This window comes from Lactobacillus kalixensis DSM 16043, from assembly GCF_001434335.1.
Taxonomy (GTDB): Bacteria; Bacillota; Bacilli; order Lactobacillales; family Lactobacillaceae; genus Lactobacillus; species Lactobacillus kalixensis.
In genome coordinates, this window is sequence record NZ_AZFM01000014.1 from 19537 (window position 1) to 34066 (window position 14530).

Consider the following 14530-nt stretch of genomic DNA (forward strand, 5'->3'; position numbering starts at 1 on the left):
CTATTGACCTTCTTTCTTTATTCCTGTCATCAAAAGTCCTAATTCAGTTTCGTTAGTTGTTTCTGGAGTAACTTCACCAGATTCTTTTCCATCGTGAAGCACCAAAATGCGATCAGATAATTGCATAATTTCATCTAATTCGTAAGAAATTAATAAAATAGCTTTGCCAGCTTCCCGTTCTTTCAATAATTGCTTATGAATATACTCAATTGCACCAACATCGAGGCCTCTAGTAGGTTGGAAAGCAATAATCAAGTCACTGTTTCGATCTAGTTCACGAGCGATGATGACTTTTTGCTGATTACCACCGGATAATTCTCCAGTTGCCAAATTTTCATCAGTTGTTCGGATATCGAATTTTTTAATCAATTTTTTGGCATGTTGATGAATATTCTTAAAGTTCATAATGCCATGTTTGGAGAAAGGCTCTTTGTAATAAGTCTGCAAAGCCAAATTATCTGCTAGGGATAATTGCAAAATCAAACCGAATTTTTGGCGGTCAGCAGGAATACTTGAAACGCCCATTTCTGTGATTTTTCTAACTGGTTGATTGGTCATATCTTGATTCTTGATTAGAACAGCACCTGCATCTACCTTTCTTAAACCGGTAATTGCTTCAACCAGTTCATCTTGACCGTTACCATCGATTCCAGCAATTCCTAGGATTTCTCCAGCTTTGATCTGAAAAGATAATCCTTTAACAACCAAGTTGCCACGTTTTTCTTTAACTTTTAGATCTTGGACATTTAGAATAGTTTTTCCAACTTTAACTTTAGGCTTATGTAGATTCATTTGAACATGGTGGCCCACCATTAATTCTGCTAATTTCTCATCAGAAACCTGGTCAACATCGAATGTTCCTACGTCTTGACCTGCGCGGATAACAGTTACACGATCTGCAACTGCCTTAATTTCTTCCAACTTATGGGTAATTAAGATGATGGATTTACCTTCTTTTGCCAAATTTTTTAAAATCTTGATAAACTCAGTGATTTCTTGAGGAGTTAAAACAGCGGTTGGTTCATCGAAAATCAAGATGTCAGCCCCGCGGTAGAGGACTTTCAAAATTTCCACTCTTTGTTGCTGAGCTACGGAAATATCAGACACTTTGGCATTAGGATCGATAGCTAAGCCGTAGTGCTCAGATAATTTCATAACTTGTTCTTTAGCTGTTTTTAGGTCTAAAACTGGTCCTCTGGTAGTTTCATGTCCTAGAATGATGTTTTCTAAAACAGTGAAAGAGTGGGCGAGCATGAAGTGTTGGTGAACCATTCCAATGCGTAGATTTTTGGCTGCAGTAGCATCTTTAATTGCTACACTTTTACCATTGACTTTGATTTCACCAGAAGTAGGTTGAAGTAAACCTGAAAGAATACTCATCAAGGTTGATTTACCAGCACCGTTTTCACCAAGAAGTGCTAAAATTTCACCTTTATTCAACGATAGATTAATATCATTATTTGCTTTGAAGCCATTGAAATCTTTAACAATGTGCTTCATTTCAATGATCTTTTCTGTCATATATTTCTTCCTTCTATAAAAAAACTCTCCGCAATCAGACGAAGAGTTTCTTCAAAACTAATTTAAAAAATTATTTACTTGGAGCAGTAGCAACCTTAATTTTGCCGTCAATGATTTGGGTGCGAGCTTTTTGAATTGCTGCCCAAGCCTTTGAGTCAAGATTGCCGCGAGTGATTGAAACCCCGTTACCCTTTAAGCTGTAAACTAAATGCTTACCGCCTGGGAACTTACCATTGTAAGCATCGTTTGAGATGTTCTTTGTGGCAACGTTTAAACCTTTCAAAACAGAAGTTAAAGTGAAGTTGGATTTTTTACCACCTTTAGCAGTGTAGTTACCTAAGTTAGCTTGATCAACGTCAACGCCGATTACCCAAACTTTTTTGTTTACTGGACGAGTCTGGTTGTAGTCCTTTGCTTCCTGGAATACGCCGTTACCTGCATTACCAGCAGCTTGGTAGATGATATCAGCTTTGTTTGCATACATTGATTGTGCAATTGATTTAGCTTTATCAGTTGAAGTGAAGTTACCAATGTATTGAGTTTGAACACTTATTTTCTTGTTCAATTGTTTAGCACCATCCGCAACCCCTTGCTTAAAGCCAGCTTCAAATAAATCGATAATTGATGATTTAGCACCACCGATGAAGCCAACTTTGTTAGTCTTAGTTGAATAAGCTGCAGCTAAACCACCAAGGTATGAAGCTTCGTTACTTTCGAATGTAACAGAAGCAACATTTTTTTGTCCCTTAATTACACTATCGATAATAACGAAATTCTTTTTAGGGTTTTTCTTGGCTGCGGTTTGGACAGCTTGTTGCAATTGGTAACCGACCCCGAAGATTGTTTGATAACCAGCGCTGGCTGCTTGATCAAAGTTAGGAGCAAAGTCTGAAGCGTTACTTGATTGGAAGTATTGATAACCGCCTTTACCTTGTTTTAGGCCGTGTTCTTTACCGTAAGCTTTAAAACCTGCCCAAGCAGCTTGGTTAAATGAGTGGTCGTCAACACCATTTTCGTCAGTGATTAATGCCACTCCGTGTTTACTATCAGAGTTAGTAGCTGCACCACCTTGTTTTTTACCGGAACAAGCGGTGAGGGCTAAACCTGCCATAGTTACAACCGCGCTAATTGACAAAATCTTCTTAAACTTTGAGTTCATCTATATTTTTCCTCCAGAAACAAACTTGCGAACTATTTGATATTATCTTAGCAGTACATTCGGATTTTGACAAGTGCATATTTGAAATAATACAAAACTATATACCAACTTTTACATAACACGAATTAAGATCCAGAAGTTAAAATAACTGAACGATACGGATGTTGTATTATGTAAAGGCAGCCTGCAATATCTTGTGGATGCAAAAATAACATAACTACTAGATGTTGTATAATTTTTATCTGAGATACAAATGTCAAGACTTAAATTTTTTTATTTTTGGGGGTAAATTAGACAATGTAGATTTAAAAAGAAAGTTAGAGAGCGTTATGGCAACTTTAGAAATCAAAAACTTACATGTTGAAGTCAAAGATCAAGAAAAGAAAACTTATAAAAAAATTTTAAATGGTGTGAATTTATCGATGAAAACTGGCGAAATTCACGCCATCATGGGACCTAACGGTACTGGTAAATCAACTTTGTCTGAAACTATTATGGGAAATCCAAAATATAAAGTAACTGAAGGTGAGATTCTGCTTAATGGAGAAAACCTTGTAGGCATGCCAATTGATGAACGTGCAAGAAAGGGTCTGTTCTTAGCAATGCAATACCCTGCAGAAGTACCAGGTGTAACTAATGCAGAATTTTTACGTGCTGCAATTAATGCTCGCCGTCCAAAAGATAACCCAATTCCGATGATGGACTTTATTCAAGAACTTGATAAGAATTTAGATCTATTGGATATGAATGAATCAATGACCGAGAGATATTTGAACCAAGGCTTTTCAGGCGGTGAAAGAAAAAGAAATGAAATCTTACAAATGTTAATGATTAAGCCGAGCTTTGGAATTCTAGACGAAATTGACTCTGGGCTTGATATTGATGCTTTACGGGTGGTATCTCGCGGTGTAAATGCAATGCGAGGTGCAAATTTTGGAGCGCTCATGATCACACACTATCAGCGTTTACTTAATTACATAGTTCCTGATGTAGTTCACGTTATGATGGGTGGAAAAGTGGTTAAAGATGGTGGACCAGAACTTGCTAAGCGACTTGAAAATGAAGGATACGCTGGTTTGCGTGATGAATTAGGCTTGGATATTAAGTTGGTTGATGAGGACTAGGTGAGTTAAATGATTGATGATTTAAGACAAGTCAGTCGGGAGCACGGCGAGCCGACCTGGTTTACTGATAACAGAATTTCGGCAGCTGACTTAATTGACAAGTTACCATTACCTGACATGCAACGGTTTAAATATGATGACCTTCCATTAGTCAGTGAAAGAAAATTGCAATTTACTAATCAAAAAAATACAATTGATTATCTTAACGAAGAAAGTAATGTCATTAATCAAGTAAATCAAGAAAGCTTTGTCCGCTTAGATGCTGATTTGATAGCTAAAGGTGTAATTCTTACTGATCTGTTTACTGCAATGAAGAAATATCCGGATTTAGTAAAAAAATATCTCAATACAGTTACTCCTTACAATGAAGATAAGTTATCAGCCTATAATCAGGCATATATGAATACTGGTGCCTTCCTCTACGTTCCTGATGATGTTGAAATTGATACACCAATTGAAGCGAATATTATTCAAAATACTGAATTGATGGCTACTTCAATGCCAATGATTTCACATATTTTAATTGTTGTAGGTAAGCGTAGTAAATTAAATTTCATTCAACAATTATCATCAAGTGTGGGTGAACGTAATCTTATTAACCTTGTGGTTGAAGTGGTGGTTGAAGATGGAGCAAATATTAGTTTTTCAGCCTTAGATGAAACAGAACTAGGCACGCTTGTCTTCTTTAATCGTCGCGCTAGCGTTGGTCGTGATGCCCATATTGAATGGAATGTAGCTTTTATGAATAACGACAACACAATAGGAGATTTAGCTTCGGAATTAATTGGTGAAGGTAGCTACGCAAATTCTAAAGCGATCGCTGTTACTACTGGTAATCAAAAGTTAGTTGTCAATAATCGAGTTATCAATCGTGGTCCGCATTCGACTGGTCTAATTAATCAACGTGGAGTTTTACTTGAGAATTCCAAATTAATTTTTAATGGTATTGGTCAAATTATTCATGGTGCCCATGGATCAAAAGCTGATCAACAAAATCGAGTTTTAATGATGTCAGATCATGCTCAAGGTGACGCTAATCCGCTTTTGTTAATCGATGAAAATGATGTGATTGCTGCTCATGCCGCAAGTGTTGGGCCGGTTGATCAAATTCAGTTGGACTATTTAATGAGTCGTGGGATCCCATTTAGACAAGCTGAGAGAATGGTTATTCATGGTTTTTTGGATGCGGTTCTTGGTTCAATTTCTAAAGGAAATGTAAGAGATAGGATGTTAAAACTTTTAGAAAGAAAGTTGATCATTGGACAAAATGAATATTATGACCATCAGGGATAGTTTTCCGCTGTTAAATAAAAAGATAAATGGAAAATCTATCACCTATTTAGATAGTGCAGCTACAAGTCAAATGCCTGATTGTGTTCTTAATAAATTTGAAGAGTTTTACTACAATTCTTACGCAAATGTGCACCGTAGTGTTGATACGCTGGGATATCTTGCGACAAGTGCTTATGAAGACGTTCGAAATAAAACTGCTGCGTTTATCAATGCTCAAAGTAGTCAAGAAGTAATTTTTACTTCGGGATGTACTGATAGCTTAAACCTGATTGCAGCAACCTATGGTGAGGAAAATATCCACGAAGGTGACGAAATTGTCGTTACGATTATGGAACATCATTCTAATCTATTACCCTGGCAACAACTTGCTAAGCGAAAAAAGGCAGTTTTGAAGTATATTTACTTGAGTGAACAACAAGATTTGGATTTGGAAGATGCTAAAAGAAAGATAAGCAGCAAAACAAAAATTGTTGCGCTTGCTCAATGCTCAAATGTTTTAGGTTGTGTTAATCCGGTTAAAGAAATTGCCGATTTAGCACATAAATATGATGCTGTGGTTGTAGTTGATGGAGCTCAAGCTGTTGGTCATTTTAAGGTTGATGTGCAGGCTTTAAATGCGGATTTTTATGCTTTTTCAGGACATAAAATGTTTGCACCTAATGGCGTTGGCGTTTTATATGGTAAGAAAGATTTATTGGAAAAGATGCGGCCTTATCGCTACGGCGGAGAAATGATTAGTCAAGTAACTGAGCAAAATGCGACTTGGGCTGAGCTTCCTCAAAAATTTGAAGCTGGTACGCCTAATATTGCCGGAGTTATCGGGTTAGGTGCCGCAATTTCATTCGTTAACTCTGTCGGTTTAGCAGAAATTTACAAACACGAACAGGGATTAGTCAATTATCTTCTGTCAAAGTTTGCAAATTTGGATTATATTACGATTTATGGACCAAAAGATAATCATACTGGAGTGATTGCTTTTAACGTAGCTGACTTGCATCCCCACGACGTAGCTACATTTTTAGATCAGCAAGGAGTCGAAGTCAGAGCTGGACACCACTGCGCTCAGCCATTAATGAATTATCTTGGGGTGGAATCAACTATTCGCGCAAGTTTTTCTATCTATAATAATGAGCACGATATTGATCAATTAATTCAAGCAATTAAAACTACAAAGGAATTTTTTGATGGGATTAAATAATTTACGTTCACTTTATCAAACATTAGTATTAGATTATGCTAGCCATCCTCGTAATAATCATAAAATTGAAAATGCTGATCAAACTGAGACAGTTCATAACCCAAGCTGCGGTGATACGATTAATGTTTTTATTAAACTAAATTCTGATCAAACAAAGATTGATGATGTAGCCTTCACTGGATCGGGTTGTACAATTAGCCAGGCTTCAGCCAGCATGATGACAGTTGCTGTAAAGGGTAAGACAATTGATGAAGCATTAGAGATGACGAAATTTTTTTCGGATTTATCAATTGGTAAAGAAGTTGATGATAAAGCTCTGGAAATGCTAGGAGATGCAGCTGTTTTAACGCAAGTTATGCAGTTTCCAGCAAGAATAAAATGCGCAACAATCTCTTGGTGGGCGCTAGAACAAGCTCTTCTTAAGAAAGGACAAGAAAATGACTAAAGCAGAAGATATTGTTAAAGATGAAGAATATCAATATGGTTTTCACGATGATATCAAGCCAGAATATTCAACCGGTCGCGGGTTAACTGAAGAAGTTGTTAGACAAATTTCTGCTGAAAAAAATGAACCAGAATGGATGCTGGATTATCGGCTTAAAGCTTATGAAATATATAAGAAAATGCCCTTTCCAGATTTTGGTCCAGACTTATCACCACTGGATCTCGATAACATGTTGTATTATCAAAAATATACTAAGAAAAAGTACCGGGATTGGGATGATGTCCCTGATGAAATCAAGGAAACTTTTGAGCGCTTAGGTGTTCCTGAAGCAGAACGTAAATACTTGGCGGGATCTGGTGCGCAATATGAATCAGAAATGGTTTACCATAATATGAAGAAAGAACTGGACAAGCAAGGTATTATTTTTACTGATACTGATACTGCTCTAAAGGAATATCCAGAACTATTTAAAAAATATTTTGGTAAGCTAGTTAAACCAACTGATAATAAATTTGCCGCATTAAATTGCGCTGTATGGTCAGGAGGATCCTTTATCTATGTGCCTAAAGGCGTTAAGGTGAAGACTCCAATTCAGGCTTACTTCAGATTGAATGCGGAAAATTCAGGTCAGTTTGAACGTACTTTAATTATTGTTGATGAAGATGCTCACCTTGATTATGTAGAAGGTTGTACTGCACCGCAGTATTCTTCTGACTCACTTCATGCAGCTGGTGTAGAAGTTAATGTATTAAAGGATGCTTACTGCCGCTACACGACAATTCAGAACTGGTCTGATAATGTTTATAGTTTGGAAACTAAAAAAGCAGCTGCCGATGCTCATGCCACAATGGAATGGGTTGATGGCAATCTTGGTGCAAAAGTGACGATGAAGTATCCAAGTGTTTACTTAAATGGCGAAGGTGCTCGCGGGACAATGCTATCAATTGCGGTAGCACACAAAGGGATTCACCAAGATTCAGGATCAAGAATGCTCCATAATGCGCCTAATACTTCAAGTTCAATTGTGTCAAAGTCAATTGCTAAGGGCGGCGGTTCAACCGACTATCGCGGAACTGTTAACTTTGGTGAAAACTCTAGTGGCTCTAAAGCCTACGTTGAATGTGATACTATCATTATGGATGATATGTCTTCTTCAGATACGATTCCCACCAATTCAATTAAGAATTCTAACGTTGCAATGGAACATGAAGCTACTGTCTCTAAGATTTCTGAAGAAGAATTGTATTACTTAGAAAGTCGCGGTATTCCTGAGAGAAAGGCGACTGAAATGATCATCATGGGCTTTGTTGAACCTTTTACTAAGCAATTACCGATGGAATACGCAGTTGAATTAAATCGCTTGATCAGTTTCCAAATGGAAGGTGCAATCGGCTAATGGATGAGAATAATTTAAGTCCGAAAGAAAAAGAAGTTTTTGACTCATTGAAAAAAGTAATTGATCCTGAATTAAAGGTTGATCTAGTAGACCTTGGATTAATCTACGGCGTGCAAGTTGATGGAAAAACGGCTGAAATCAAGATGACCTTAACGATCATGAGATGTCCATTGACAGAAATTTTACATGATGACATCACTCAGGCAGTGACAGCAGTTGATGGAATTGAAAATTGTAAGATCGACTTAGTATGGTATCCACAATGGACGCCGGATAAGATGAGCCGAATTGTTAGATTGACATTGGGAATACATTAAGATGAACGGATTTGAGAAATCAGATCCGTTTTTCTATAGGTAAAACGAATCGATTTACCAAGGTTATAAGTATTTCACACTGCAAGATTTTTCATGTAGAATCATATAAAACATGAAAGGGATGCAATTATGAAGAAGAAAACAATATTTAGTGCAATTGCAGTTGTTTTAGTCGCTACCATTGCAATTGTAGGGATTAACTTACGTAATAATCAAAATTCAGGTAATAAAATTGAGACAATTGAGCCAGTGAAGGCAAGTTCAAATACCACCGCTACATTTTTCTTTCACGGTTACGGTAGTAGTTATCGAGCAGAAGACAAAATGGCGCAAGCAATTCGCCGCTCAGGTAAATCCAATTCTGTGACGCGCATCAATGTTCGTCCAGATGGCAGTGTTGTCTTTCACGGCAGAATCCCAAGAAATGCGAAAAATCCAATCATTGAAGTTAATTTAGATGACAATACTTTGTCTAGAGCCAGTTCATATACTAGTGGCTATTCTAATCCTGGTGCTGTTTATGTAAGAAACGCCATTAACGCGGTTAATAGAAGATATGGTTACAACAAAGTAAATATCGTTGCTCACTCAATGGGAAATCTTGAATCTGCATATTATTTTAAGAGATTTATCCGCACTAACAGCAATATTAAAGTTCAGCACTATGTCGCAATTGCTGGTCACTTTGATGGGATTGTAGGGATGAATGATCGTGCCAATAGCTTGAAAATCGATGCAAGAACTGGCAAGCCAAATCGGATGGAACCAGAATACCGTGGCCTGCTTTCTTTGAGAAATACCTTCCCAAGAAATACACGTGTGTTAAATATTTACGGTAATCTTGACAATGGAACTAATTCTGATGGTTCAGTGTCTGTTGGCTCAGCTAGATCACTGCGCTACTTGTTAAATGGCCGCGCTAAGTCATATCGTGAATTAGAGATCCACGGCAGAAATGCGCAACATAGTAGATTGCACAATAATACTCAAGTAAACAATGCGTTGATTAATTTCTTATTCTAATGATTGAAAATAGTTGTAAGGTCAAACCGAATGGTCTGGCCTTTTTCTACGTACGTTATTTTTCGCACAAGTAGTATTTCTTAGGTATAATGAAGCAAGTACAAATGTTTTGTTTATTGATTTTTAAAATAACTAATAATGAAAAATTTCGCTAAAAATACAAAATGAAACAAAAATGTATTATAAAATTTGCTATAAATGCTATAATATCAATTATTTTATTATATATTTTGTGTAACATAGCGAAAATGCTTTAAGAATAGGCTTTGTAGAGTTTTAGAATGTTAAATCCACAAGTAGTATTAAAAAAATACTTTGGCTACCCAGATTTTCGTGCTGGTCAAAGAGAAGTTATCGATAAAGTTTTAAATAAAGAAAATGTGCTTGCTGTGATGCCAACAGGTGCTGGAAAATCACTTTGTTATCAAATTCCGGCATTAATGCAATCTGGATTGACTTTAGTTATTTCACCGTTAATTTCTTTGATGAAAGATCAGATTGATTCCTTAAGACAAAATGGGATTGGAGCAGCTGCTTTGAATTCAGCAACCCCGCAAGAAGAAGTTAATCCAATTTTAAGACAAGCATATGAAGGTAAGATTAAGCTCTTGTATATGACACCAGAGCGGCTTGAAATGGATTATTTCAGATATCAGCTGAATTTCATTGATGTTGATCTAGTTGCAGTTGATGAGGCGCACTGCATTTCACAATGGGGGCATGATTTTCGTCCAGCTTATCGCAATATTTACGAAGGAATTCAATCACTTAGAAGTAAGCCAAGTATCTTGGCTTTAACAGCAACGGCAACTCCAGCTGTTCAAGAAGATATTGCCAAGCAGTTGAACATTTCCCAAAATAATTTTGTGATTACTTCTTTTGCCCGTCCAAATCTGAGCTTTCAAGTAGTAAATTCACCAAAAGATAAGGAACTGTATATTTATAATTATATTAATAATCATAAAAGCGAAGCGGGAATTATCTATACAAACACGCGCAAAAAGGTTGAAAGTTTAACCAAATATTTGCAAAAGCGTGGTATCGCGGTTGCTGGATACCATGGCGGGATGGAAAATAAAGACCGTGACCGAGTTCAAGATGATTTTCAATATGATCACCTGCAAGTGATTGTAGCAACAAATGCTTTTGGCATGGGGATTGATAAGAGTAATGTTCGTTTTGTTGTGCATGCAAATAGTGCAAAAAATTTAGAATCGTATTATCAAGAAGCCGGACGGGCAGGTCGAGATGGGTTAGAATCAGAGGTACTCATGATTTATAGTCCTGGAGATTTGCAAACGTATCGTTGGTTTATTGAAAATTCAGCTGCTGATGATCAGTACAAAAAAACGCAGTATACTAAGTTGGCTAAGATTACTGCTTATGCCAATACGAGTGAGTGTTTACAGCAATTTATTGTCCGATATTTTGGTCAAGATTGTCCGCCTTGTGGCAAGTGTTCAAACTGTCTTGATGATCGCGAGATAAATGATATTACGTCTGAGGCAAAGAAAGTTATTTCCATGGTATATGAACTTGATGGACGCTTTGGTAAAAATATTGTGGCTCAGGCTGTAACTGGGGCAAAGAATCAAAAAATGCGCGATTTCGGAATGCAGGAGCTTGAGCATTTTGGAAGTCTTAAATTGAAGCAGAAAGAAGCGCTCAGTCTGATTAATTATTTGATTGCTAATAACTTTTTGGTTCAAGAAGGCGATCAATATCCACTTGTACATGTCACAAATCGCGGTTGGGATGTTTTAGATGGTAAAGAGCAAGTTTTTAGAAAAGGTGAATTGCAACTTTCTCACCACCTCGAAGCTAGCACAGGTCATGAAGCAGACTTGTACGCACAACTTAAAGCAAAACGGTTGGAACTTGCTAAAGAGCAACACGTACCAGCTTTCATTATCTTTTCTGATCGAACTTTGAAAGATATAGCGGAAACTAAGCCGACAACAGAAGCTGAATTTCTGGAAGTAAGCGGAGTAGGTCAGGCCAAACTTATTAGATATGGTAAGCAAATGATTGAGGTTGTCAAAAATTTTCTCAATAATCGCTAGATATTCCTTGATAAAAATAACAGGTGTAATATAATATAAATAGAAAGACAGATAGCCTGATTGAACAGGCATGATTATTGGGAAAGTGAGACGATAAAGATGAGAAAATGGAGTTTAGCAATTATGACAATAGCACTTGGCTTAGGATTAGTTACTTCAACAGGCTTAGAAGTTAGCGCTGAAGATACTAATGCACCTCTTGCTTCTGCAGAAATTGCTCCTACTAGCCCTGTTGCAAAAAAGGGTGAAAAAATCTTCGTTATTGTCAAGGATACCAAGAATCAAAAAGTTAATGTTGTAAATTCACATGCTCAAAATACTGGTAAAAAGGTAAACATGGGTACTACTTGGACTGTTAAATCTTCTAAAAAGGTTTCAGGAGAAAGAATTTACAAGATCGGCAACAATAAACAATGGTTGCAATCAAAAGACGTTACCAAGTTTTAAAATATATCTTCCTCTAGACAAAGAGATTAGGTTAGAAAAAGCCTAGTCTCTTTTAATTTTTGATAAAAAAACTGCAAGTTTCTGTTAAAATATACTAATAAATAGTAATGGAGACGCGGAAAACTTGAAACAGAAAAATCAATATATCTGGTTTCTGATCGAATTTACTAATGGTAACAAAGAATGGTATTGTGTTAGTCGTGTGCTAAGAAGTGCTATTTTGAGAGAAAAGAAAACTAACCAGTTTTGGAAAAATACCATGATTGGTAATTATATTACTGTTGCTACAGCCGACTATTACAAAGGTCGAACACGTCTTACTGTTGGTAAAATCATTAAAATTAATATTTCATCTAAGGCCACTAAGAGGCATAATTGGACTAGAAATCAATTTGTGACGCCAGATCATCTATTAAATTTTAAGGATAGTTATAATTATCTTCGCCATGATTACACTTGGTATAACCGGTTCGCTATTTGGGTTGCCCTTAAATATTGGCACAACGAATTAGTGATGAGACAGGTTAGATCAAGGAAGAAAAAGATCCGCCAAATCAAGTGGCAAGCTAATAGCATTAGCTACAAATTTGAAAAGTTGTCGAGGAAAATAAAATAAAATTTGGGTCGCTTTTGGACAATAAAAATATTAAGAAAAAGCTGGTCTTTTAATAAATACTCAGAGGATATTCGGTTGCAATAATCGGTATCCTTTTTATTTTCGTATTGAACTTACTTTTTGCACCAGATATATTTATCAGCAAAAGAATATACTCAATGTATTTAAGTAAAAAGTGGGGAAGATACGTGAATAAGAAACAGATAAGAAGGGTTATTGTTACTTTTTTGCCGGTGGTGATTGGAATAATCATTGGGATTAGTAAAAATCATGTGACTTATGCAAGTGGTAACAGTTTAGATAGTAGTGTAACTAAGTTAGAAGCAAAACATGTTGGAGAGGACCGCTACAAAGTTTTCGGAAGCTTTAAGAGTGATAAGGTTATTCAATCTGGGGATTATCTTACTTTTACATGGGGAAAGAACGCCGTTGCTTTTGCCAATAAGAAGAGCGTATATGTGGGTGACTTGCGTGTTGGTGAGATGAAAGTTAATGACGGCGAAGCCAAATTGACTTTTGATGATAATATTAGCAAGAGACCAATATACGGCGGTGAAGTTAGTTTAGATCTTGAAGTAAATGACGATGAAATTGTCACTTTTGGGAAGAAAGATGTGCAGCTTAGTGCCGACAAGAAAAAAGTTGATAAGAAATTTGCTTCGATTTTAGCTAATGTGAATATCAGTGATAATAAAAATTATGTTAAATATGTATTCGATTTAAATAATGATAGTGAAGAATTAGATTCTGATCTCGTTTTTGATGAAAAATTATCAGCTGGACAAAAGATCACTGATATCGTAATCACAGTTGACGGCAAAAAATACGATCTAGTCGCTTTTCAAGAAGAATTTCCTAAAGCAAAGGTCAAAATTGCTGATCAAAGCTTTTCAATCAGTTTAGATCAAGAAGACGCTAATAAGAAAAAGTTGATCGTTGAAGTGAAGGCTAGAGTTCTTGAAGAAAAAAATTTCTATGAATCTAATGGTAGTGTTAAATACCAATTAAAGGATAAGGGAGAAGAAAAATACGAATTGGTCACTAAGGTGAAGAATTTCGATTTGGATGTAACTTTAATGCAAGCATATAGTGGAATTTTACAAATCGTGAAATTGTATCAGGATAAAGATGGTAAAGTGAAGCCGCTTGAAGGAGTAACTTTCTTAATTAGTAAGCAAAATGGTCAAGAAATCGGGACTTTTACTACTGACAAAGAAGGGTTAATTAACGTTAAGGACCTAGAATATGGCACTTATGTCTTAAAAGAAGTTAAAGCACCCGACTTTATTGATCTTGATGAAGTAAAGGATAAGACTTGGAGCGTTGAAATTAAAGATAATGCTGGTAAGCCTTTTATTATCATTAATAATCTGAAGAAAGAAAAAAGTGCTGAAAAAGTTAAAACTAATAAGGATATTACCTTGTTTGATAGTGACAAGAAAAAAGTTGCTGATAGTATTCCAAGTAAGAGCAGTGATTTTAAAGCAGTAACTCCCAAAAATGAAGCTGCTAAGACTCTGAGTAAAGTAGGGATAGTTAAAGAGGGTAGTAATTCAAGAAAGCATAATACTCGTAGTCAATCTCATGAAGATACAGATGAAGAAAGTTCAGATAAAAAATCTAGCAAATTACCAAAAGCTGGTGAAGTTAGTTCTAATATGTGGATCTTAACAGGAATTTTCATGATTTGCTTAGTTTTTAGTGTCTCTGCCATTCGTTTAGCAAAGCAACATAAAAAATAAGAAAAGCCACCTAATTCGATTGAATTAAGTGGCTTTATTTAGAAAATCACATGAAAAACAGAGTAAATAAAAGTTTTATTTTTTTGGTTAAAGAGGGGAAAAATGTTTATCGAAGAAAACAGTTAAAACTTAGGTTGGTGTTTTTTACGAGTATAGAGAATCAATACACCTAATCCTATGATAGGA

The 14530-nt window shown here is 36.1% G+C and carries 13 protein-coding genes; 11 read left to right on the plus strand and 2 right to left on the minus strand.

Features of this window, described 5'->3' with window-relative positions:
- Entirely contained in the window at positions 1–1521 is a 1521-nt protein-coding gene (locus tag FC46_RS05295; protein ID WP_057798587.1) for an ABC transporter ATP-binding protein, read from the minus strand.
- 70 nt (positions 1522–1591) lie between these two features.
- Entirely contained in the window at positions 1592–2680 is a 1089-nt protein-coding gene (locus FC46_RS05300; RefSeq protein ID WP_057798589.1) for a BMP family lipoprotein, read from the minus strand.
- A 329-nt stretch (positions 2681–3009) separates the two neighbouring features.
- On the opposite strand from FC46_RS05300, the gene sufC reads away from it, so the two are divergent.
- The 11 genes from sufC to FC46_RS05355 all read left to right on the plus strand — a co-directional run bounded on the left by sufC (position 3010) and on the right by FC46_RS05355 (position 14344).
- On the plus strand, positions 3010–3804 hold the full coding sequence (gene sufC, locus FC46_RS05305; protein ID WP_057798590.1) for a Fe-S cluster assembly ATPase SufC: 795 nt from the start codon (positions 3010–3012) through the stop codon (positions 3802–3804).
- A gap of 9 nt (positions 3805–3813) precedes the next feature.
- A complete protein-coding gene (gene sufD, locus FC46_RS05310; protein WP_057798591.1) occupies positions 3814–5097 on the plus strand; it encodes a Fe-S cluster assembly protein SufD in 1284 nt (427 codons plus the stop codon).
- The gene (locus FC46_RS05315; RefSeq protein WP_057798592.1) at positions 5063–6295 is read left to right on the plus strand and encodes a cysteine desulfurase; all 1233 of its coding nucleotides are present in this window, start codon (positions 5063–5065) and stop codon (positions 6293–6295) included. The genes sufD and FC46_RS05315 overlap by 35 nt, the downstream gene beginning before the upstream one ends.
- Positions 6282–6740: a Fe-S cluster assembly sulfur transfer protein SufU gene (sufU, locus tag FC46_RS05320; RefSeq protein ID WP_057798594.1), complete on the plus strand. Its 459-nt coding sequence runs from the start codon at positions 6282–6284 to the stop codon at positions 6738–6740. The genes FC46_RS05315 and sufU overlap by 14 nt, the downstream gene beginning before the upstream one ends.
- The gene (sufB, locus tag FC46_RS05325; RefSeq protein ID WP_057798595.1) at positions 6733–8136 is read left to right on the plus strand and encodes a Fe-S cluster assembly protein SufB; all 1404 of its coding nucleotides are present in this window, start codon (positions 6733–6735) and stop codon (positions 8134–8136) included. Before sufU ends, sufB begins: the two co-directional genes overlap by 8 nt.
- A complete protein-coding gene (locus FC46_RS05330) occupies positions 8136–8453 on the plus strand; it encodes a metal-sulfur cluster assembly factor (RefSeq protein WP_057798596.1) in 318 nt (105 codons plus the stop codon). Before sufB ends, FC46_RS05330 begins: the two co-directional genes overlap by 1 nt.
- Positions 8454–8582: 129 nt before the next feature.
- Positions 8583–9476, plus strand: a complete 894-nt coding sequence (locus FC46_RS05335) for an alpha/beta hydrolase (RefSeq protein WP_083478018.1) — start codon at positions 8583–8585, stop codon at positions 9474–9476.
- A 281-nt stretch (positions 9477–9757) separates the two neighbouring features.
- A complete protein-coding gene (gene recQ / locus FC46_RS05340) occupies positions 9758–11539 on the plus strand; it encodes a DNA helicase RecQ (protein ID WP_057798597.1) in 1782 nt (593 codons plus the stop codon).
- 99 nt (positions 11540–11638) lie between these two features.
- Complete coding sequence (locus tag FC46_RS05345; RefSeq protein WP_057798598.1) at positions 11639–11986, plus strand: hypothetical protein; 348 nt, start codon at positions 11639–11641, stop codon at positions 11984–11986.
- Between the two features lie 124 nt (positions 11987–12110).
- Entirely contained in the window at positions 12111–12602 is a 492-nt protein-coding gene (locus tag FC46_RS05350; protein ID WP_057798599.1) for a DUF7679 family protein, read from the plus strand.
- A gap of 188 nt (positions 12603–12790) precedes the next feature.
- A complete protein-coding gene (locus FC46_RS05355) occupies positions 12791–14344 on the plus strand; it encodes a SpaA isopeptide-forming pilin-related protein (RefSeq protein ID WP_157046783.1) in 1554 nt (517 codons plus the stop codon).
- Positions 14345–14530 lie beyond the last annotated feature (186 nt).

Excerpts from the sequence above, each read along its gene's own strand:
- FC46_RS05295 (WP_057798587.1), bottom strand. The coding sequence starts at position 1,521 with ATGACAGAAAAGATCATTGAAATGAAGCACATTGTTAAAGATTTCAAT.
- FC46_RS05300 (WP_057798589.1), bottom strand. The coding sequence starts at position 2,680 with ATGAACTCAAAGTTTAAGAAGATTTTGTCAATTAGCGCGGTTGTAACT.
- sufC (WP_057798590.1), top strand. The coding sequence starts at position 3,010 with ATGGCAACTTTAGAAATCAAAAACTTACATGTTGAAGTCAAAGATCAA.
- sufD (WP_057798591.1), top strand. The coding sequence starts at position 3,814 with ATGATTGATGATTTAAGACAAGTCAGTCGGGAGCACGGCGAGCCGACC.
- sufU (WP_057798594.1), top strand. The coding sequence starts at position 6,282 with ATGGGATTAAATAATTTACGTTCACTTTATCAAACATTAGTATTAGAT.
- sufB (WP_057798595.1), top strand. The coding sequence starts at position 6,733 with ATGACTAAAGCAGAAGATATTGTTAAAGATGAAGAATATCAATATGGT.
- FC46_RS05330 (WP_057798596.1), top strand. The coding sequence starts at position 8,136 with ATGGATGAGAATAATTTAAGTCCGAAAGAAAAAGAAGTTTTTGACTCA.
- FC46_RS05335 (WP_083478018.1), top strand. The coding sequence starts at position 8,583 with ATGAAGAAGAAAACAATATTTAGTGCAATTGCAGTTGTTTTAGTCGCT.
- recQ (WP_057798597.1), top strand. The coding sequence starts at position 9,758 with ATGTTAAATCCACAAGTAGTATTAAAAAAATACTTTGGCTACCCAGAT.
- FC46_RS05345 (WP_057798598.1), top strand. The coding sequence starts at position 11,639 with ATGAGAAAATGGAGTTTAGCAATTATGACAATAGCACTTGGCTTAGGA.